Origin of the sequence: Paramicrobacterium chengjingii (assembly GCF_011751765.2) — a bacterium.
GTDB lineage: Bacteria > Actinomycetota > Actinomycetes > Actinomycetales > Microbacteriaceae > Paramicrobacterium > Paramicrobacterium chengjingii.
The window spans coordinates 947,060-964,828 of the sequence record NZ_CP061169.1; the positions used below are offsets into that span (position 1 = coordinate 947,060).

Sequence of the window (17,769 nt, forward strand, 5' to 3'; positions counted from 1 at the left end):
GCGCGCTCACAGCGAAGTCAGCGCTCGGCGATTCGCTTCGAGAACGCGTCAAGATCGTCGCGGATGCTGGTGAGCACACCTCGTGCGTGCTCAGCCTGCTCGGCGGGGGCAGCGACGTCGATGTAGTACTTGAGCTTCGGTTCGGTTCCGCTCGGGCGTGCCATCACGCGCGAACCGTCGTCGAGGGAGAAGCGCAGCGCGTCGGTCGGAGGGAGATCGCCCGAGCAATCGAGCAGGTCGTCGACACTCGAAATCGAGACGCCACCGATCGTCGACGGTGCGTTCTCGCGCAGTTCGGACATGATCGCCGAGATGAGCGAGAGATCGGTGACGCGCACAGACAGCTGGTCGCTCGCGAAGAAGCCGAACGTCTCAGTGAAGCCATCGAGCATCTGCGCGACGCTCACATCCTCTGCCTTTCCTTCGGCAGCCATGGCGAGAAAAGCGACGCCGGCAGAGATGCCGTCTTTGTCTTTGACAGCATCCGGATTCACAAGGTACCCGATGGCCTCCTCATACCCGAACACGAGACCGGGAACGCGTGAAACCCACTTGAATCCCGTGAGCGTCTCGACGAAGTTCAGCCCGTATTTCTTTGCCACCGCACCCAACGCGGGCGACGACACGATCGTGCACGCGAGTGCAGCGTCGTCGAGGTTGGAGGCCGCCGCCTTGCGGGCAGCATCCCAGCCGAGAAGCCACCCCACCTCGTTGCCGGTGAGCTGACGGTACCCCTCAGCACTCTCTACGTCGGGAATCGCGATCGACAAGCGGTCGGCATCGGGATCGTTGGCAATGATGAGCTCTGCACCGACCTCGCGGGCGAGCGCAAACGAGAGGTCGAGTGCGCCGGGTTCCTCCGGGTTGGGGAACGACACCGTCGGAAAGTCAGCGTCGGGCTCCTGCTGCTCGGGAACCGACGCGATTCCGGAGTAGCCGGCCGCCTCGATGACGCTCGAGAACGTGCGCCAGCCTACGCCGTGCATCGCCGTATAGACGACGCTGAGCTTCTCTGCGCCGCGGGGGAGTAGGGCAGCCGTTGCCGCCACATACGCATCGACGACGGACTCGTCTGCCGTTTCGAACTCCGCGTTGCGGGGCAGCTCGAGAACGTTCTCTTCGCGGGCGACGCGTTCGATCTGCTCTGCGATCTCGCCATCCACGGGCGGCACGATCTGCGATCCGTCGTCGTCACCGCCGAGATACACCTTGTAGCCGTTGTCTTGAGGTGGGTTGTGACTCGCCGTCACCATCACGCCGGCGGATGCCCCGAGGTGGCGCACGGCGAAGGCGAGAACGGGCGTGGGCAGAAGCCGCGGCAGAAGAATGGCACGAACACCAGCGCCCGCCATGAGCTCCGCAGTATCGCGAGCGAAGACATCGGAGTTTGTGCGACCGTCGTAGCCGATCACAACGGTGGGGGATGCCTCGCGGGATCGCAGGAACGCTGCGAGTCCGACGGCGGCTTGTGAAACGAGAACGCGGTTCATGCGAGCCGATCCGGCCCCGATGCGGCCGCGAAGCCCTGCTGTGCCGAAGGAGAGCCGGGAATCGAAACGGGAGTGAAGCTCGTCGAGGGCGATCTCGCTTCCCGCGTCAGCATCCCGAACCAACGTGTCGAGTTCGACGCGCGTGATCTCGTCTGGATCTTGGGCAAGCCACGCCTTGGCCGTGTCGATGATGGGGTCGTGTGCGTTCTCAGCCATTACAGCTCCGTGACGATTCGTGCAAGAAGGGAGCTGATCGCAGCCTCTGCGGCGCGACCGGCTTCGATCACCTCTTCATGGCTCAAAGGCGTTGCCTGAATGCCGGCGGCGAGGTTCGTGATGAGCGACATGCCCAGCACTTCCATTCCAGCCTGGCGGGCGGCGATGGCCTCGAGGGCCGTCGACATTCCGAGGATGTGTCCGCCGAGCGTCTTCGCCATCTGCACCTCGGCCGGTGTCTCATAGTGCGGGCCGCGGAACTGGCAGTAAACGCCTTCGTCGAGTGACGGATCGACGCTGTGGGCGATGTCGCGCAGACGTTTCGCATAGAGGTCTGTCAGGTCGACGAAGGTCGCGCCCTCGAGCGGGGAGTCTGACGTGAGGTTGATGTGGTCGTTGATCAGCACGGGGGTCCCGGGCGTCCAATGCTTCTTGATGCCGCCTGCGCCATTGGTGAGGATCATCGTCTTGGCGCCCGCGGCGGCGGCCGTGCGCACCGAATGGACGACGCGGCGAACGCCGTGTCCTTCGTAATAGTGCGTGCGAGCACCGATCACCAGAGCTCGTTTGCCACTCAGCAGCAGAATGGAGCGGATCGTGCCCACGTGTCCGTCGAGCGCTGGCTTCGAGAATCCGGTGATCTCTGTCGCGGGCACCGTCGCCGTCGTCTCTCCGATGAGATCGGCGGCCTTGCCCCAGCCGGAGCCGAGCGTGAGCGCAATGTCGTGGTGATCGACGCCCGTGGTTCTGGCGATATCGTCCGCGGCGAGCTGTGCGACCTCGAACGGGTCAGCTGTGGCAGCATCCAGCGGGTTTGTGTGCATCTCTGGCATCCACCCAGTCTAAGCGGTGCAGATAGACTCGTGGATATGGCGTATGAGTTTGAACGCAAGCAGCGAATCGCTGTCGTTGGCGGAGGCCCCGGCGGGTATGAGGCGGCACTCTCGGGCGCTCAGCTCGGTGCCGAAGTCACCCTGATCGAGAGGGCTGGAGTCGGAGGATCCGCGGTGATCACCGACGTCGTGCCGTCGAAGGGACTGATCGCAACGGCCGAAGCCGCGAAGTCGATCAGCGGCGCTTCAGATCTGGGGGTTCAGTTCTTTGCGCGCCATGACACGACAGGCAAGCCGATCCGCCCCGAGGTCACGGTGAACCTGTCTGCGGTGAACAAGCGGCTGACGTCGCTGGCGCGGCAGCAGTCTGAAGATATGCGGGCGAATCTCGTGCATGCGGGAGTTCGCATCGTGCAGGGGGAGGGGCGGCTTGAGGGTGACAACTCAGTGATCATCTCAACCGGCCGCGGCGGCACAGATTTCGACCAGGTCGAAGCCGACACGATCGTGGTCTCTGTTGGCGCGTCGCCGCGAGAACTTCCCACTGCACGGCCCGACGGGGAGAGAATTCTCACGTGGACGCAGCTGTACGAACTCGACAGCATCCCCGAGCATTTGATCGTTGTGGGTTCCGGTGTAACCGGGGCGGAGTTTGCCTCTGCATACTGTGTGCTCGGCGCGAAGGTGACGCTGATCTCGAGCCGCGACCGAGTGCTGCCTGGCGAAGATATCGACGCGGCGAATGTGATCGAACGCGTGTTTAAGCGCGACGGTATGAACGTGCTGAACAAGTCGCGCGCCGAGAAGGTCGAGCGCACTGAGAATGGCGTCATCGCGACGCTCACAGACGGACGCACCGTTGAGGGCAGCCACTGTCTCGTCGCCGTCGGCTCGGTGCCCAACACCGAGAACATCGGCCTTAAAGAAGCGGGCGTGCAGCTGACCGAGTCGGGTCATATTCGCGTGAATCGGGTCTCGCGCACGTCGATTCCGAACATCTACGCAGTGGGGGACTGCACAGCAGAGATTCCGCTCGCTTCCGTCGCATCGATGTCGGGACGCACCGCCGTGTTCCACGCGATGGGCGACGTCGTGAATCCCATCGAAGTGCGCAACGTGACGTCGAACATTTTCACTCAGCCCGAGATTGCCACGGTGGGCTGGAGCCAGCGCGAGATTGAAGAGGGAATCGCGCAGGGGACGATCTACAAGCTGCCGTTGTCGGCGAACCCACGCGCCAAGATGATCGGCGTGCGTGACGGCTTCGTCAAGTTGTTCGCGCGTCAAGGGTCAGGAACGGTGATCGGTGGGGTCATCGTCGCACCACGAGCATCCGAGCTGATTTTCCCGCTCGCGCTCGCGGTTGAGCATCGGCTCACCGTCGACGAGGTAGCGAGCGCCTATACGGTCTACCCGTCGCTTACGGGTTCTATCTCGGATGCTGCGCGGGCAATGCACATCGTTCTCTGATTGTCGGCTCACATCTCGCGGTTCGTCTTGCTCTGTTCGTACGTCGAAGTGCAACGTGGAAAGGCCCGTTGTTTCGCGCATCTACAATGTGAGCATGGACGAGACCGCCAAGGACGAACGGCCGACGAACCGGCAACCGAGTATCAAGGACGTTGCCGCTAAAGCGGGGGTTTCGTGGCGCACGGTCTCGAATGTGATCCACGGTCACCGATATCTGCGACCGGAAACCAAAGAGAAGGTCGAATCGGCCATTGCTGAGCTCGGCTACCGCCCGCGTGTCGCCGCGCGCCAGCTGAGGGGCGGCAAGAGCAACCTGCTGACCCTGGCTGTTCCCTACATCTCGCACCCGTACTTCGCCAGGCTTGCTCACGCTGTCGTCGAGGCGGCAGGGCGCGAGAAATACGACGTTCTTATCGACGAGACGCACGGCCGGATCGAGCGGGAGAAACGCGTCGCACGAGGGTACGGGAGCATCCTGACTGACGGGATTATCTTCAGTCCGCTCTCTATGACCGTGGAAGAGATCGTGGAGAACCGGGACTCGACGCCTCTTGTCCTCTTGGGAGAGCACTTGCTCAATCCACATATCGATCACGTCATTCTCGACAACGTGACGTCCACTCAAGAGGCGACCGAGCACGTGATTTCCTCGGGCCGTCGGCGGATCGGGTTTCTCGGCTACCTCGCCCTCGGAACTCTCGGTACGGCCGATCTCAGATTTGAGGGTTACAAGAAGGCGCTGGATGCGGCGGGGATCCCGTTTGATCCGGGACTTGTCGTTGGGGCTGCGCACAGCGACCCGGAAGACGCGTCGTTTGGCCCGGAGGGCGATTATTCGCGAGAGGAAGGGTTCGCTCGGGCAGAGTCGCTCATCGGGCGAATCGGCGACTTCGACGCCATCATCTGCGCGAATGACCTCCTCGCCATTGGACTGCTTCATGCCTTCCGCCTTCACGACGTCCGTGTGCCGGAAGACGTCATGGTTCTCGGGTGGGATAACGCACCGGAAGGCGCTTTTACAGCGCCGAGTCTGACGACGGTTTCCCCTGACCTCGATTCGGTCGCCACCTATGCAGTGGAGGCTCTGCTTCGTCGCATTGACGACCCCGCCGCCGAGCCGAGTGGTCAGGTCGCTCCGCACGAACTCGTACTGAGGGAGTCGACAGAAGGAATCGAACACCGCTGACGCCGCTCGACCGTCAGTATCAACAAATCTCCTGGGCCCCGGCGTTGAGTTCGAATTATTGCCACGTTGCAATAGTTTTGTGTTGCAACGTTGCAATACCTGCAATTGTGTGGTTTAGTGCCTTTCAGATGACTCGCAGATCGGCACCACCCTCACAAGGGGAATCACCCGATCATGAGTCGCATTGCCTACCCCACGAGGGGAACTTTTCGAATCAATGATGAGGAGACGAGTCCCATGTCCCTAACACGCACCAGAGCAACCACGTTCAGGCGGGCAGCATCCGTCGTTGTTGTTGCCGCAGTAGGCGTTTCCGCGCTCACCGCATGCGGATCGAGCTCAGACGCCGCCGAGGATGGCGGTGGTCTTGGCACAGCTGATAAACACGTGAAGATCACGATGATGTCCAACGATGCGTTCGCCGAAACCTGGCAAGAACAACTTGTCCCAGAGTTCAACAAGGCCTACCCGTACATCGACGTCACGATCGATTCCACACCGTACGACAGTCTTCTGGCAAAGGGCATGCTCAACGGAACAAGCCCAGACCCCGAGTACGACCTGATCACTCTCGACGACCCGTGGACGCCGCAGCTCGCCGATGCTGGAGTTCTTCTCGACCTGAAGGACGAAGCCGCTGCAACGTGGACAGATGACGACTACGACTGGGACGACTTCAACTCTGCACCTCTCGCCGCAAGTGAATGGGACGGACACCAGTACGGCGTCCCATTGAGGTCAAACCTGCTGGTGATGATGTACAACAAGGACCTCTATTCGTCAGCGGGGGTCCCCGAACCGACACCCGAGCTCACGTGGGACGAATACATGAGCCAGGTTCCCGATCTAGTTCAGGATACGAATGGTGATGGGGAGACCGACTCATGGGCAGCCGGTCTGACATGGGTGCGCGGGGTTCTATCGCCTCCGTTCTGGCAGGCAGCGCTGAACTCGAATGGCGGCGCTCTCTTCGACGACGATATGAACCCCACGTTTGATACCGCCGACGGGGAGGCCGCTCTGCAGACGCAGGTTGACCTTCTCGAATACGCGCCGCCTGGGGCACTCACGTACAACTACAACGAGCCCCTTGACGCATTCCGTCAGGGAAAAATTGCCACGCTCTTCACCTGGGGGAGCGCCTTTAAGAGCGCGGCCGTAGATTCGTCGGTGACGACGCTGACGCCAGATCAAGTAGGCATACAGACCATGCCTGCAGGCAGCGAAGGGCCAAGCACGCACCGCGGCGTATGGAGCGGTTCTGTCTTCAAGAACAGTGACAACCCAGAGGCAGCGTGGACATTCCTTCAGTGGATGAGCTCCAAGAAGGGCGAGAAGTGGGCATCAGACAACCTCGGCTCATTCCCCGCGAGGAAATCGACGCTATCGAGTGACCCTGCCGAGGAATGGCTGAAGCCGGTCTACACGACGATTCAGAGTGGTTTTGATGTTGCAGCGGATGGTGAGATGTGGCGCCCGCGCTCCCCGCAATCCAACGCGATTCAAGAAATCCTCGCCAATGAGACCAGCGCGGCGATGCAAGGCAAGCGTTCCGCAGCCGATGCGCTCGCACGGGCATCAGCCGAGATCAAGGAACTGCTGGAGGACTAGCGCATGACGGCCGTGCACTCAGGGCTCAAACCGCACCGGTCGCGGCGACGCACCCAGCTGCGAGATGTTTTCAGCAGGTGGACCTTCGTCGCGCCGGCCGCCCTCCTTCTGATTGCGGTGCTCGCGTACCCGCTTTTGTACACGCTGCAGATCAGCTTCTCTGACTTCGACCTGGCGACCTTCGCACCGTCTGACTGGGTTGGGGCAAAGAACTACGAAGATGTGATGCACGATGAGAACTTCGCAAACTCTCTGACGGTGACCGGCGTCTACCTGGTGCTCGCTCTACCGCTTCAGATCGTCCTCGGATTTGGGATTGCCTTCCTTCTCAACGCCGAGTGGAGAGGACGAGGAATCATCCGAGCGCTCTTTCTCGTGCCGATGGTTGTCGCCCCGGTGGTCTCCGGCGGGATGTGGAAGATGTTGCTCGACCCCCTATGGGGCGTTGTGTCGTGGGTGTTGGGGCTCTTCGGCGTTGCACCGATCGACTGGTTCGGCGATGCCGGAATGGCCATGATCAGCATTGTCATCATCGATACCTGGCGATCTGTGCCTTTCGTCGTCCTCATCGCTGCCGCGGCGCTTCTCGCACTACCCCGCGATGTCTTCGAAGCTGCTGCCGTTGATGGTGCCAACTGGTGGCAGACGCTCAAATCGATCAGTCTACCGATGCTCGCACCGATCATCGCGGCGACGTTCGTCGTCAGATGGTTGGGGGCCGTGAAGATGTTCGACGTCATCGTTGCTACGACGAATGGCGGGCCGGGGCAAGCGACAAATGTCGTCAATCTCTACATCTACAGGCAGGCATTTCAACTTCTTGAGTTCAGCACTTCGTCGGCGATGGCCATCATCGTTCTGGTACTCACCATGGTCCTGACGTTCGTGTTTCTGTGGGGAAGTAAGAAGCTGGAGGACAGATTATGAGCGCCGTTGATACTCGCGCGGCTGTGGGCGCGGCACGCAGCACCACTCGTCGCCCTCGTCGACGGGCGGGCGGGCACGCCTTCCGGATCTGGTCTGGAGTCATCGCCTGCGCACTATTTCTGTTTCCTATCGCGTGGATGCTTCTGACTTCGTTCAAACAACAGCGGGATATCTTCACTATTCCGCCGACGATCTTCTTTGACCCGACAATTGCACAGTACATTGACGTTCTGACCCGCGGTGGCTTCGCCGGGCAGATGGTGAACACAGTAATCGTTGCCGTGGGATCATCGGCCCTCTCGCTCATCGCAGGCGCTATGGCTGGGTACGCGCTTGCCCGGCTCAAGCTTCGCGGAGCGGGGACGATCGGAGCACTTATTCTCGCCTCACGAGGCGTTCCGCCGATCGCCCTGGCAGTTCCGATGTTTCTCGTCGCGCGAAATCTCGGGATCACAGACACACATATCACCCTGATCCTTGCATACTGCTCGTTCGTGATCCCCTATGTGATGTGGCTGATGCGCGGCTTCTTTCTCGCACTGCCGAAAGAGCTTGAAGAGTCCGCAATGCTTGATGGATGCTCCCGGATGGGTGCCTTCTTCAGGATCATTCTGCCGATCTCCATTCCAGGTCTGCTCTCCACATTCATTTTCAGCATTGTTCTCGCCTGGGAAGAGCTTCTTTTTGCACTCGTGCTGACGAACCGGAACGCGACGACCTTCCCTGTTGCGATCGCCGGGATGGCCGGGGACACCGAGAACGGGGCGAACTGGGGTGCTCTCGCTGCAGCCGGGATGGTCACCGTCGTCCCCGTCGTCATCCTTGTGCTGCTTGTACAGAAATGGTTGATTCGCGGCCTTGCAGAAGGTGCGACGAAAGGATAAAAGTGAAACTGCCTATACGACGCTTGTCTCCCGGCGGCGAGACGATCATTGAGAACGAGATCACCGACCGAGTTGATCTCTGCCTTCCCTCGGGGGAGCTCAATCCCGCGGCTATCGGCTGGACGCGATCGGCTTTGCACAGCACGAACCTTCGTGGGTGGGGTCGCAACAAGAGATTCGAGTATTGGGCCGTCACCACTCCCGCGGGAATTCTCTCTCTCAACATCTCCCACCACGACTATCGCGCCAACGTATCCCTGTCGTACTGGGATCGGTCGACCGACGTGGAGATCCGGCAAGGTGGAAACATTTGGCTTCCTGGGCATGCGGGGATGCGGGATCCAGATAACCAAACTCCCATGCATGCGCAGAAGCGTGACGTGAGCGTGAGATTCATTCCTCGAGGCGTGGGGACCGAACTGGAGGCAACCTCACCTCGAATTCACGTCAGTCTCCGTGTCGGCCCTGGCCCCGATCACGAGTCGATGGGCGTCGTGGTGCCCTGGACGGACAAGCTCTTTCAATACACGAAGAAGGACAATGGGCTCCGGCCGGAAGGCACAATCAGAATCGACGGCGTGGAACACATCGTCACGGCCGATACGGCAACGGCTGTGCACGATCGTGGTCGGGGACGATGGCCGTACTTTACATTTTGGAACTGGGGCGCGGGTTCGGGTGAGACTGATGACGGAACACCGCTCGGGCTGCAGTTTGGGGGAAAATGGACGGATGGAACGCCGTCAACTGAGAACTGGGTTCGAATTGATGGGCATCTGCAAAAGGTCAGCGAGCACCTCGTGTGGAAATATGATCCGACCGATTGGGTGAAAGAATGGACGATCACGGGGCCTTCGGTCAAGCTGCGATTCACTCCATACCGTCACGCGCACAACATATTCAATCGCGTCGTGGTCTTGAGCCGAGGTGATACCTGCTTCGGACACTACTCGGGAGAGATTCGTCTGAAGGATGGCACGACGATCGCATTCTCCGATGTACAAGGCCACGCCGAGGAAGTCGAACGTCGCTGGTGAAACGGGAGAGTTCTACGCGTCGGCGATGGAGAGAAGGCAGCGACGTGACGAAATCCTCGTTTCGACAGGAGCGATCATGTCAGTGACAATGCCATCGTGCTGCGCGGCAAGGCACATCGTTCTCTGATTGTCGGCTCAGGCAGGCAGCATCCGACGCCCCTCACCCGGAAGACCGTTCGATGAAAGAATGCGGTGCAGCCGCCGAGGGTCGTCGAGGTCTCGCTTCTCCCAGCGCGAGAATGCGTCGACTCGACGGCGGATCGCGTCTTCACGGCGCTTCTCTGTCATGACGATCTCATTGGCTGAACGCCCATTCTGATACTCGGGTGAGAGATACTTGCCCTTGCCGTCGAACTCCGCCCAGTGACGATATCTTTTCCACCAGAAGTCTGCTCTGTATGTTCTGCCATCGCACGTCAGCGTGTACTGGAGTTCTGGCGGCGGGAAACCGAGCTCGTGAATGAGCACACGGCTGCGTGACTCCTGAACGGAGTCAGATAGATCCGTCGAAAATGCGAGGGCCTGCAGCGCTCTCCAGTAGCCGGGCCGTTTCGACTGCGACTCGAGAGAAGCCGTCAACTCGCCGAGTGTGAGCCTCGGATGACGCCGATTGCGAAGAGCATCGAACATTGCGACGCACTCTGTAAATGGAAGTATGAGGGCAAGATCCGTCGCTGTGCGGGCAAGTGACGTTACAGTGACACCGTCGATCGTGACAACGTCGTCGACGCTGAGCTCAGCCATCTTGCGCGTAACCGCCCCCGATGAACGACCGCCCTTTTTGCTGCCTGTCGGTGGAACTGTGACACACACGCGATCAGGCCAAGAGCCGAGAAGCTTGCTCTCGTGGACGGACGCGGCCGAGTGATGCGAGTAAACAACATCGCCGAGTCGAGGCAGTTGCGCGAAAACCCGCAGTTTGTGGCGCGCATCTGGGTAGGACGTCGTCCATGTCTCGGCCGGGATGTAGACGCCAGGGGCGATGCGCACGAGTTCGCCATCTCGCACCGCGCGCACGAGGTGGTTGTGCGAACGGCCGCTCGCGGTGAAATCGGCGTGGCGGATAAGTATCTCGTTGGCCTCGGCTCTGTTCATACCGCGATCATCGCTTGATTCGCGCACGGGAGCTGCCGACGGCGCTCGCATGTGAACGGCCTTCGACGCGAACACCGTGTGGACGGATATTGAGATGCTACAGAACGGAATCGGGGAGCCTCACGTTTGAGGCTCCCCGATTCCGTTCTGGCTCAACCGGCTACACGTCAGCGATAGAGAGGAGCCGGTGACCCGACGAGACCGTCGTTCCGACGGGCGCGTTGATGTCAGAAACCACGCCGTCACGCGGTGCCGCAATCGGCTGCTCCATCTTCATCGCCTCGAGCACCAGCAATAGATCGCCCTTGACGACCTTCTGCCCGTCTTCGGCGACGACCTTCACGATCGTCGCCTGCATCGGCGCCGCAACGTCATTGCCGCTCGACGTCGACGTGGCGCGTGCGTGGCCCCCGCGCTTCGGGGCCGCGGGAGCGACGCGGTGCGAACCGGCATCCGTCGGGAGAATGCGCGACGGCAGACTCACCTCAAGACGCTTGCCCGACACCTCGACGACGACGCTGTGCCGCTCATCAACGGGCTTTGGGTCGCCCAGCTCGCCATCCCACGGTTCGATGTCGTTGTTGAACTCCGTCTCGATCCAGCGTGTGTACACGCCGAACGTGCCGTCTTCGGCTGTGAAGGCGGGGTCGCTGACGATTTTGCGGTGGAACGGCAGCACCGTCGGCATGCCGGTCACCTCGAACTCCGCGAGAGCACGGCGTGAGCGCTCCAATGCCTCGGCACGGTTGTTGCCTGTGACGATCAGCTTGCCAAGCAGTGAGTCGAACGCACCGCAGATCTCATCGCCCGTTGTGACGCCGGAGTCGAGGCGGATGCCGGGGCCACCAAACGTGCGGAACTCATGGATGGGGCCCGGCTGCGGCAAGAAGTTTCTACCCGGGTCCTCCCCATTGATGCGGAACTCGAACGAGTGACCGGATGCCGCAGGGTCGGCGTAGTCGATCGTGCCGCCCTCGGCGATGCGAAACTGCTCGCGCACCAGGTCGATCCCCGTGACTTCTTCAGACACGGGATGCTCCACCTGGAGTCGCGTGTTCACCTCGAGAAACGACACGGTGCCGTCCGTGCCGATGAGGAACTCACAGGTTCCCGCGCCCACGTAGCCGACTTCGGCGAGGATAGCCTTCGACGACTCGTACAGCTTCGAGATCTGCGCGTCGGTGAGAAACGGTGCCGGAGCCTCCTCGACGAGCTTTTGGTGACGGCGTTGCAACGAGCAGTCGCGCGTTGAGATCACAACGACGTTGCCCTCGGCGTCAGCCAGGCACTGGGTCTCGACGTGACGCGGCTTGTCGAGATACTTCTCGACGAAACACTCCCCGCGGCCGAACGCGGCAACGGCCTCGCGCGTTGCCGACTCGAACTGCTCGGCGACCTCGTCGCGGGTGCGCGCAACTTTGAGACCGCGACCCCCACCGCCGAACGCCGCCTTGATTGCAACGGGCAGACCGTGTTCGTCGACGAACTCGAGCACCTCATCTGCATTCTCAACGGGGTTGAGCGTTCCGGGCGCGAGGGGAGCGCCCACCTTCTCGGCGACGTGGCGTGCCGTGACCTTGTCGCCCAACTGCTCAATCGCCTCGGGAGACGGCCCGATCCAGACGAGCCCGGCGTTCATGACGGCTCGAGCGAAGTCGGCGTTCTCGGCCAGGAAGCCGTAGCCGGGGTGCACGGCGTCAGCGCCGGACCGGCGGGCGACCGAGAGAAGCTTGTCAATCACGAGGTACGTGTCGGCGCTCGTTGTGCCGTCGAGGGCGTATGCCTCATCAGCGAGCTTGACGTGCAGTGCGTCGCGATCTTGGTCGGCGTAGACCGCGACCGAAGAACGCCCCGAGTCACGAGCAGCGCGAATGATGCGGACAGCGATCTCGCCGCGATTGGCGATCAGGACCTTCGTTATTCGTGGCACAGTTCCCTAGCCTAAACCGACATGAGCCTGCAAAATTGGGCGACCTCAACAAAAATGCGGCGGAAACGGTGGATATGCCACACAAACAGGCGACGAGCGGATGCTGTCGCGTGAACACCCGCGCGTGTCAGCCCGCCTGCGCAGGCGGCGTCTGCCACAGCTGCGTCCACTCGAAGCCGAGCTCGCGCACGAGACGACGCAGCGCCGGGATCGAGAGCCCAACGACCGTCGACGGGTCGCCGCTCACTGAGTCGATGAATGCCGACCCGAGGCTGTCGATCGTGAAGGCGCCGGCCACGCTCAGAGGCTCGCCGCTCGCGATGTACGCGTCGATCTCACCGTCGGTCATGTCGGCGGCGAACGAGACATCGGATGCCGAGACGCTGTGCGCGCCGGCATCCGTCGCCAGGTCGATCAGGCAGTGCCCCGAGAACAGCGTTCCGGTGCGGCCACGCTGCAGCAGCCAGCGTCGCCGCGCTTCGTCTGGCGTGTGCGGCTTGCCGTAGATCGTGCCATCGAGCACGAACACGGAGTCGCCGCCGAACACGAGGCCGCTCGTCTCGCCGCGCTGCCGCAGCAGGGTGGCACCGGCCTCCGCCTTCGCTCGCGCAAGAAGCTCAACGGTCTGCTCGGGTGCAAGGGGAGCGCCGGCCTCGCGCTCGGCGCTCTCGACGGCGGCATCCTCGTCCACATCGGGGGCGAACGCATGTGCGTCGATGCCCGCTTGCTTCAGCAGCATTCGGCGAGCGGGCGACGTCGAGGCCAGGTGAAAGACGGGCATGAGGTCCTCTCGGGCGGCGCACAGGGCGCGGGGTGTGACATGCTCGAAAGCATGCCAACGTCTGCGCCGGAACAGCCCATCGAGCTCGACATCACCAACGTAGCGCACGGAGGGATCTTCGTCGCCCGCCATGAGGGTCGCGTTGTCTTCGTGAGCGATGCGATTCCCGGTGAGAAGGTGCTCGCCCGTATCACGGATGCACGAAAGAAGTCGTTCTGGCGTGCAGAGACCATTGCCGTGCTCGAGCCGTCGGAACATCGACGCGACCACGTGTGGGCTGAGGCCTCCGTCGACCGCGACCCGATCGAGCGCCCGGGCGGCGCCGAGTTTGGCCACATGTCCCTTGAGCACCAGCGCGCACTCAAGAACCAGGTGCTGAGTGAGGCGTTTGAGAAGTTTGCCGGAGGGGCCGCCCCTGACTTTGATGTGGAGTCCGTTGCGGGGGATGACGAAGCGGGCGGCCTCGGCTGGCGCACGCGCGTGCGATTGCACGTTGATGAGAACGGTCGAATGGGCCCGTACGCGGCGCGTTCCCATCGAGTGGTTCCCGTCGCGTCGCTTCCGCTGGCGACGACGCGACTGTCGGAGCTGATCGAACTCGACGCGCTCGTCGAGGGTGCAGCATCCATTGATCTGATCGACCCCAGCGGTTCGGAGCCTCTGCTGTGCGTAGGCGCCGACGATCTCAAGGCCGCGGGCACTGTGACCGAGCGGGTGCGCGACCGAGGGTTCTCTGTTGACGCTGGCGGCTTCTGGCAGGTTCACCGCGGCGCGGCGTCGACGCTCACCGAGGCCGTGCAGCGCGCGATTGACGGCGCACTCTTTGAGCCGCGCGCTGACAACCTCGACCTATACGGCGGCGTCGGGCTGCTCGCCGCTGCGGTGCAGGATCGGTTTGGCGACACCGTGCGCATGACGAGCGTTGAGGCGGATGCCGGTGCAACACGCCACGCTCGACGCAACCTGATTGCGGGAAACATCGAGGCCGAGACGGCGCGCGTCGACCGCTACCTCACTCACCTGCACTCACGCTTGTCGGCTGTCGAGCGTCGCGCCTTTCGCGACGCCACAGTCGTACTCGACCCGCCGCGCGCGGGAGCAGGCACGCAGGTCACCGCCCAACTCGCCCAACTCGCACCGGCCCAGATCGTGTACGTCGCGTGCGATCCCGTTGCGCTCGCGCGGGACGCCGGTGCCTTTGCGGCATCCGGATATGAGCTCACGAGCCTGCGCGCCTTCGATCTTTTTCCGCATACCCATCACGTGGAGGCCGTCGCGTCGTTTGTGCGCGCCCGATGATCGCTGACCGTCGTCCGCGAGACGGCTGTGATTTGCCGATACGATGAGTCCCATGGTGAGTGTGGCGATCATCGATGATCACGAGTCTGTGCGGCTTGGCCTTCAGGCAGCGTGCACGGGTGCTGGGCACACCGTCGCTACGAGCGTGTCGAGCGTCGACGACTATCTTGCGGCCGTTCGCGACACTCCAGAGGACGAGTCTCCCGTCGACATCGTTGTTCTCGACCTGTCGCTCGGTGACGGCAGTGACGTGACAGCGAACGTCGCGCGCGTGCAGGCGACGGGTGCTGCTGTGCTCATTCACAGCATCGCCGATCGCGTTGCGCTGGTGCGGCAGGCGCTTGCCGCGGGCGCAGCAGGCGTCATTCCGAAGTCATCGCCCACCGACGTCGTCATCGGGTCGATCGAGCAGGTAGCCTCGGGCGGCGTGCTCAACAACCTCGAGTGGGCGAGTGCGATCGAAGCCGATTCGGAGTTCGCCTCGGTGCAGCTCGGCAGGCGCGAGCGCGACGTGCTTCACCTCTACGCGTCGGGGCTGCCGATGAAGCAGGTAGCCACAGAACTCGGTGTCGCGCCGTCCACAGTGAAACAGCACCTCGACCGCATCCGCAAGAAGTACATCGAGGTGGGGCGCCCAGCGCCGACAAAGGTCGACCTGCTGCGACGCGCCGTCGAAGACGGCATTCTCCCCGAGCTCAACCCGGGCGGAACGGATGCCGGCTAGCGACAGCGATCTGGCGGTGCTCGCGTCGTTTGAAGCCGGGCGCCGCCGCTCGCGGGTCTTCACCAGCACGCGTGTTGAGAACATGATCTCGCTTGTGCTGGTCATCGCCGTGCTCGTTTTCGGAGCGCAAGCACTCGTATTCGCGATGATGACACCCGATCTGCCCGCACCGCGGTCTGTGCAGCGGGCCGTCGGGGAGAGTCTCGACGCCGGCATCATTCTTCTCGTGCAGGTTTTCGTGCCGCTTGCCGCCGTTGTCGTAACGGGGCTTCTGCGACGTGGATTGCGTATTGCCGCCGGGATCTTCGCCGTGTTCTACATTGGAACCCTTGTCATCTGGCCCGCCTACACCAGCTTCCAGTTCGGTGGGCAGGCGGGCGAACCATGGATCTGGTACCTGCTCACCGTGGCGACGGCGTGTGCGGCCATTGCCTTTCCCGTCGTCTGGGCCGTTGCATACACGATCGGCGTTCCGATTCTGTTCGGGCTCGTGCGCTCCATTGGTCCGTTCGGCTTCAGAAACATCGACGTCGGCATTCTCGATGCCCTGTACGGGGCGATCTTCGGAATGGTGATTGTTGTGCTCGTCGCGATGTTTCGCCAGACCGCACGGCGAGTGGATGCTGCGCGAGACGCCGCGCTCGTGCGCTATGACCGAGCCGTTCGCGCCCACGCCATTGAGGCGGAACGCGTGGAGGTCGACGCCCTGGTGCACGACAACGTGCTCGCGGCGCTTCAGGCCGCGGAACGCGCAGCCGGTGCTGAAGCGGAACGCGCAGCTGTGCAGATTGCGCGGCACGCGCTGACGGAGCTGCGTGAGGCAGGTTTCGAGCCGGCAGACGACGAATCATCCGTGACGCTCAAGGAGATGGCGGGGCGCTTGCGCATCGCTGCCCAAATGATGGAGCACGATTTTCAGGTGGAGAGCAAGGCGTCTGCTGGCGCCGTTGTTCCGCAGGGGGTCGCCAACGCCATGGGGCTTGCCGCAGTGCAGGCGATGGTCAACAGCGCGGAGCACGCTGGGGGGCCGGTCGGGTCTCCCCGTTCTGTGAGTCGCCGTGTGGTCGTCTCCAACACGCGCACGATGGCGACCATCGAGGTGATTGACGACGGCATCGGGTTCGATCCCGATGCTGTTCCCACCGACCGTCTTGGTGTTCGGGTGTCGATCGTCGAGCGAATGGCTGCGGTCGGGGGTGCTTCCCAGGTGCGCTCGGCACCGGGCGACGGCACGATCGTTGTGCTGAGCTGGTCCGCAGAGGAGGCGTCAGCGTGAACAGCATTCCGCGGTCGAGTCTCGTCGCCCTTGCCGCCGTGTTCTCCGTGTATCACATCGCCCGAGGCGTGCTGACGATGGGCATGCCAACGCATCCGGCTCCGGTGATTGTCGCACTGTGCGTGTATGGCGTGATCACTGTGCTTGCGCTCTGGCCGTTTGGCGGCCGTGGCCTGCCCACGTGGGCCGCGGCGCTCGCGTTCTCATGCACCGTCGTCATCACCTTGCTCGTCACGAGCCAGCTCGACGCGTCGGCAGACAACGGCTACGCCACTTGGCACACCAATGCCGAGGGCACGCTTCTGACGATCCTCATGGTGCGAGGGCACAAGCTTATGGCCGCGGCGGGAACGCTGTTTCTGGTCATCTACTCCGTTGCCTGGTGCGGATTCGTGGGTTCGGCGCAGATCGGTGTGACAGGAGCAGTCGCATGGGTGGTGCTCGCCTACGTGATGACCGGCGCGCTGCAGAAGGCAGAGGCGGGCGCCACGCAGCTGATGGATGCCGAGCGTGAAGCGGTTCGCTGGGAGGCCGCGCAGCACGCTCACCGTTCAGAGCGACGTGAGCGCCTCGAGACGGCGAGCCGCATCGCCGGTCCGATGCTGCGCGATGTGGTGCTGGCTACCGGGCGACTGACGGATGCTGAGAGAGACCAGGCGCGCCTTCTCGAAGCGCGGCTGCGTGATGACATCCGCGGTCGCGCACTCGTGAACGATCGCGTTCGTGATGCGGCGCTCGCCGCCCGTCGCAGGGGCATCGTCGTGCAGCTGCTCGACGAGGGAACGATCGACGATCTGGATGCCGCAGAGCAGCACCGTGTGCTCGCGCGCGTCGCTGAGGCGATCGACGCTGCAGACACGGAGCGGCTCATCGTGCGCACAGCACCCGTGCGATCGGATGCCGCAGTGACGATCGTGGGCGTGAGTACTCCGCCGCCCGAGAGCGGTGACACTGAAGACGACGTCGACGTGTGGCTGGAGATTCCGCGGAGGGAGCGCAGCTGACAGCAT

At 62.6% G+C, this 17,769-nt stretch carries 15 protein-coding genes; 10 read left to right on the plus strand and 5 right to left on the minus strand.

Annotated elements, in window-relative coordinates; all coding sequences use genetic code 11:
- Positions 1-17: 17 nt before the first annotated feature.
- Positions 18-1,706 carry a phospho-sugar mutase gene (locus HCR76_RS04625; RefSeq protein ID WP_166988663.1) on the minus strand — a complete coding sequence of 563 codons (1,689 nt, stop codon included), beginning with the start codon at positions 1,704-1,706 and terminating at the stop codon, positions 18-20.
- Entirely contained in the window at positions 1,706-2,539 is an 834-nt protein-coding gene (locus tag HCR76_RS04630) for a purine-nucleoside phosphorylase (RefSeq protein ID WP_166988665.1), read from the minus strand. The genes HCR76_RS04625 and HCR76_RS04630 overlap by 1 nt, the downstream gene beginning before the upstream one ends.
- 36 nt (positions 2,540-2,575) lie before the next feature.
- Between HCR76_RS04630 and HCR76_RS04635 the strand changes: the two genes are divergently transcribed.
- From HCR76_RS04635 to HCR76_RS04660, 6 genes are all read left to right on the plus strand, one after another.
- The gene (locus tag HCR76_RS04635) at positions 2,576-4,009 is read left to right on the plus strand and encodes an NAD(P)H-quinone dehydrogenase (protein ID WP_166988667.1); all 1,434 of its coding nucleotides are present in this window, start codon (positions 2,576-2,578) and stop codon (positions 4,007-4,009) included.
- A 94-nt stretch (positions 4,010-4,103) separates the two neighbouring features.
- Entirely contained in the window at positions 4,104-5,195 is a 1,092-nt protein-coding gene (locus tag HCR76_RS04640) for a LacI family DNA-binding transcriptional regulator (RefSeq protein ID WP_166988669.1), read from the plus strand.
- A gap of 237 nt (positions 5,196-5,432) precedes the next feature.
- Positions 5,433-6,806 carry an ABC transporter substrate-binding protein gene (locus HCR76_RS04645; RefSeq protein WP_166988671.1) on the plus strand — a complete coding sequence of 458 codons (1,374 nt, stop codon included), beginning with the start codon at positions 5,433-5,435 and terminating at the stop codon, positions 6,804-6,806.
- 3 nt (positions 6,807-6,809) lie between these two features.
- On the plus strand, positions 6,810-7,733 hold the full coding sequence (locus HCR76_RS04650; RefSeq protein ID WP_166988673.1) for a carbohydrate ABC transporter permease: 924 nt from the start codon (positions 6,810-6,812) through the stop codon (positions 7,731-7,733).
- The gene (locus HCR76_RS04655) at positions 7,730-8,617 is read left to right on the plus strand and encodes a carbohydrate ABC transporter permease (protein WP_166988675.1); all 888 of its coding nucleotides are present in this window, start codon (positions 7,730-7,732) and stop codon (positions 8,615-8,617) included. The genes HCR76_RS04650 and HCR76_RS04655 overlap by 4 nt, the downstream gene beginning before the upstream one ends.
- Positions 8,618-8,619: 2 nt before the next feature.
- Positions 8,620-9,654 (plus strand): DUF2804 domain-containing protein, encoded by a 1,035-nt coding sequence (locus tag HCR76_RS04660; RefSeq protein WP_166988677.1) that lies wholly within the window; start codon positions 8,620-8,622, stop codon positions 9,652-9,654.
- Positions 9,655-9,789: 135 nt separating this feature from the next.
- On the opposite strand, the gene HCR76_RS04665 is transcribed toward HCR76_RS04660, so the two are convergent.
- The 3 genes from HCR76_RS04665 to HCR76_RS04675 form a co-directional block, all read right to left on the minus strand.
- On the minus strand, positions 9,790-10,749 hold the full coding sequence (locus HCR76_RS04665) for a type IV toxin-antitoxin system AbiEi family antitoxin domain-containing protein (RefSeq protein WP_166988679.1): 960 nt from the start codon (positions 10,747-10,749) through the stop codon (positions 9,790-9,792).
- A 160-nt stretch (positions 10,750-10,909) separates the two neighbouring features.
- Positions 10,910-12,679, minus strand: a complete 1,770-nt coding sequence (locus HCR76_RS04670; RefSeq protein WP_166988681.1) for an acetyl/propionyl/methylcrotonyl-CoA carboxylase subunit alpha — start codon at positions 12,677-12,679, stop codon at positions 10,910-10,912.
- A 127-nt stretch (positions 12,680-12,806) separates the two neighbouring features.
- Positions 12,807-13,460 (minus strand): Maf family protein, encoded by a 654-nt coding sequence (locus tag HCR76_RS04675; RefSeq protein WP_166988683.1) that lies wholly within the window; start codon positions 13,458-13,460, stop codon positions 12,807-12,809.
- A gap of 51 nt (positions 13,461-13,511) precedes the next feature.
- Between HCR76_RS04675 and HCR76_RS04680 the strand changes: the two genes are divergently transcribed.
- Genes HCR76_RS04680 through HCR76_RS04695 form a run of 4 tightly spaced genes read left to right on the plus strand, consistent with a single transcriptional unit; the run spans position 13,512 to position 17,763 of the window.
- The gene (locus HCR76_RS04680; RefSeq protein WP_166988685.1) at positions 13,512-14,759 is read left to right on the plus strand and encodes a class I SAM-dependent RNA methyltransferase; all 1,248 of its coding nucleotides are present in this window, start codon (positions 13,512-13,514) and stop codon (positions 14,757-14,759) included.
- Positions 14,760-14,811: 52 nt separating this feature from the next.
- Complete coding sequence (locus HCR76_RS04685) at positions 14,812-15,483, plus strand: response regulator transcription factor (RefSeq protein ID WP_166988687.1); 672 nt, start codon at positions 14,812-14,814, stop codon at positions 15,481-15,483.
- A complete protein-coding gene (locus HCR76_RS04690) occupies positions 15,473-16,759 on the plus strand; it encodes a sensor histidine kinase (protein ID WP_166988689.1) in 1,287 nt (428 codons plus the stop codon). Before HCR76_RS04685 ends, HCR76_RS04690 begins: the two co-directional genes overlap by 11 nt.
- A complete protein-coding gene (locus HCR76_RS04695; protein ID WP_166988691.1) occupies positions 16,756-17,763 on the plus strand; it encodes a DUF8320 family protein in 1,008 nt (335 codons plus the stop codon). Before HCR76_RS04690 ends, HCR76_RS04695 begins: the two co-directional genes overlap by 4 nt.
- The last annotated feature ends 6 nt before the right edge of the window (positions 17,764-17,769 follow it).

What these genes read in the sequence shown, in the direction of transcription:
- HCR76_RS04680 (WP_166988685.1), top strand. Translation starts at nt 13,512, where the DNA reads ATGCCAACGTCTGCGCCGGAACAGCCCATCGAGCTCGACATCACCAAC.
- HCR76_RS04635 (WP_166988667.1), top strand. Translation starts at nt 2,576, where the DNA reads ATGGCGTATGAGTTTGAACGCAAGCAGCGAATCGCTGTCGTTGGCGGA.
- HCR76_RS04685 (WP_166988687.1), top strand. Translation starts at nt 14,812, where the DNA reads ATGGTGAGTGTGGCGATCATCGATGATCACGAGTCTGTGCGGCTTGGC.
- HCR76_RS04690 (WP_166988689.1), top strand. Translation starts at nt 15,473, where the DNA reads ATGCCGGCTAGCGACAGCGATCTGGCGGTGCTCGCGTCGTTTGAAGCC.
- HCR76_RS04630 (WP_166988665.1), bottom strand. Translation starts at nt 2,539, where the DNA reads ATGCCAGAGATGCACACAAACCCGCTGGATGCTGCCACAGCTGACCCG.
- HCR76_RS04645 (WP_166988671.1), top strand. Translation starts at nt 5,433, where the DNA reads ATGTCCCTAACACGCACCAGAGCAACCACGTTCAGGCGGGCAGCATCC.
- HCR76_RS04650 (WP_166988673.1), top strand. Translation starts at nt 6,810, where the DNA reads ATGACGGCCGTGCACTCAGGGCTCAAACCGCACCGGTCGCGGCGACGC.
- HCR76_RS04625 (WP_166988663.1), bottom strand. Translation starts at nt 1,706, where the DNA reads ATGGCTGAGAACGCACACGACCCCATCATCGACACGGCCAAGGCGTGG.
- HCR76_RS04655 (WP_166988675.1), top strand. Translation starts at nt 7,730, where the DNA reads ATGAGCGCCGTTGATACTCGCGCGGCTGTGGGCGCGGCACGCAGCACC.
- HCR76_RS04675 (WP_166988683.1), bottom strand. Translation starts at nt 13,460, where the DNA reads ATGCCCGTCTTTCACCTGGCCTCGACGTCGCCCGCTCGCCGAATGCTG.
- HCR76_RS04665 (WP_166988679.1), bottom strand. Translation starts at nt 10,749, where the DNA reads ATGAACAGAGCCGAGGCCAACGAGATACTTATCCGCCACGCCGATTTC.
- HCR76_RS04640 (WP_166988669.1), top strand. Translation starts at nt 4,104, where the DNA reads ATGGACGAGACCGCCAAGGACGAACGGCCGACGAACCGGCAACCGAGT.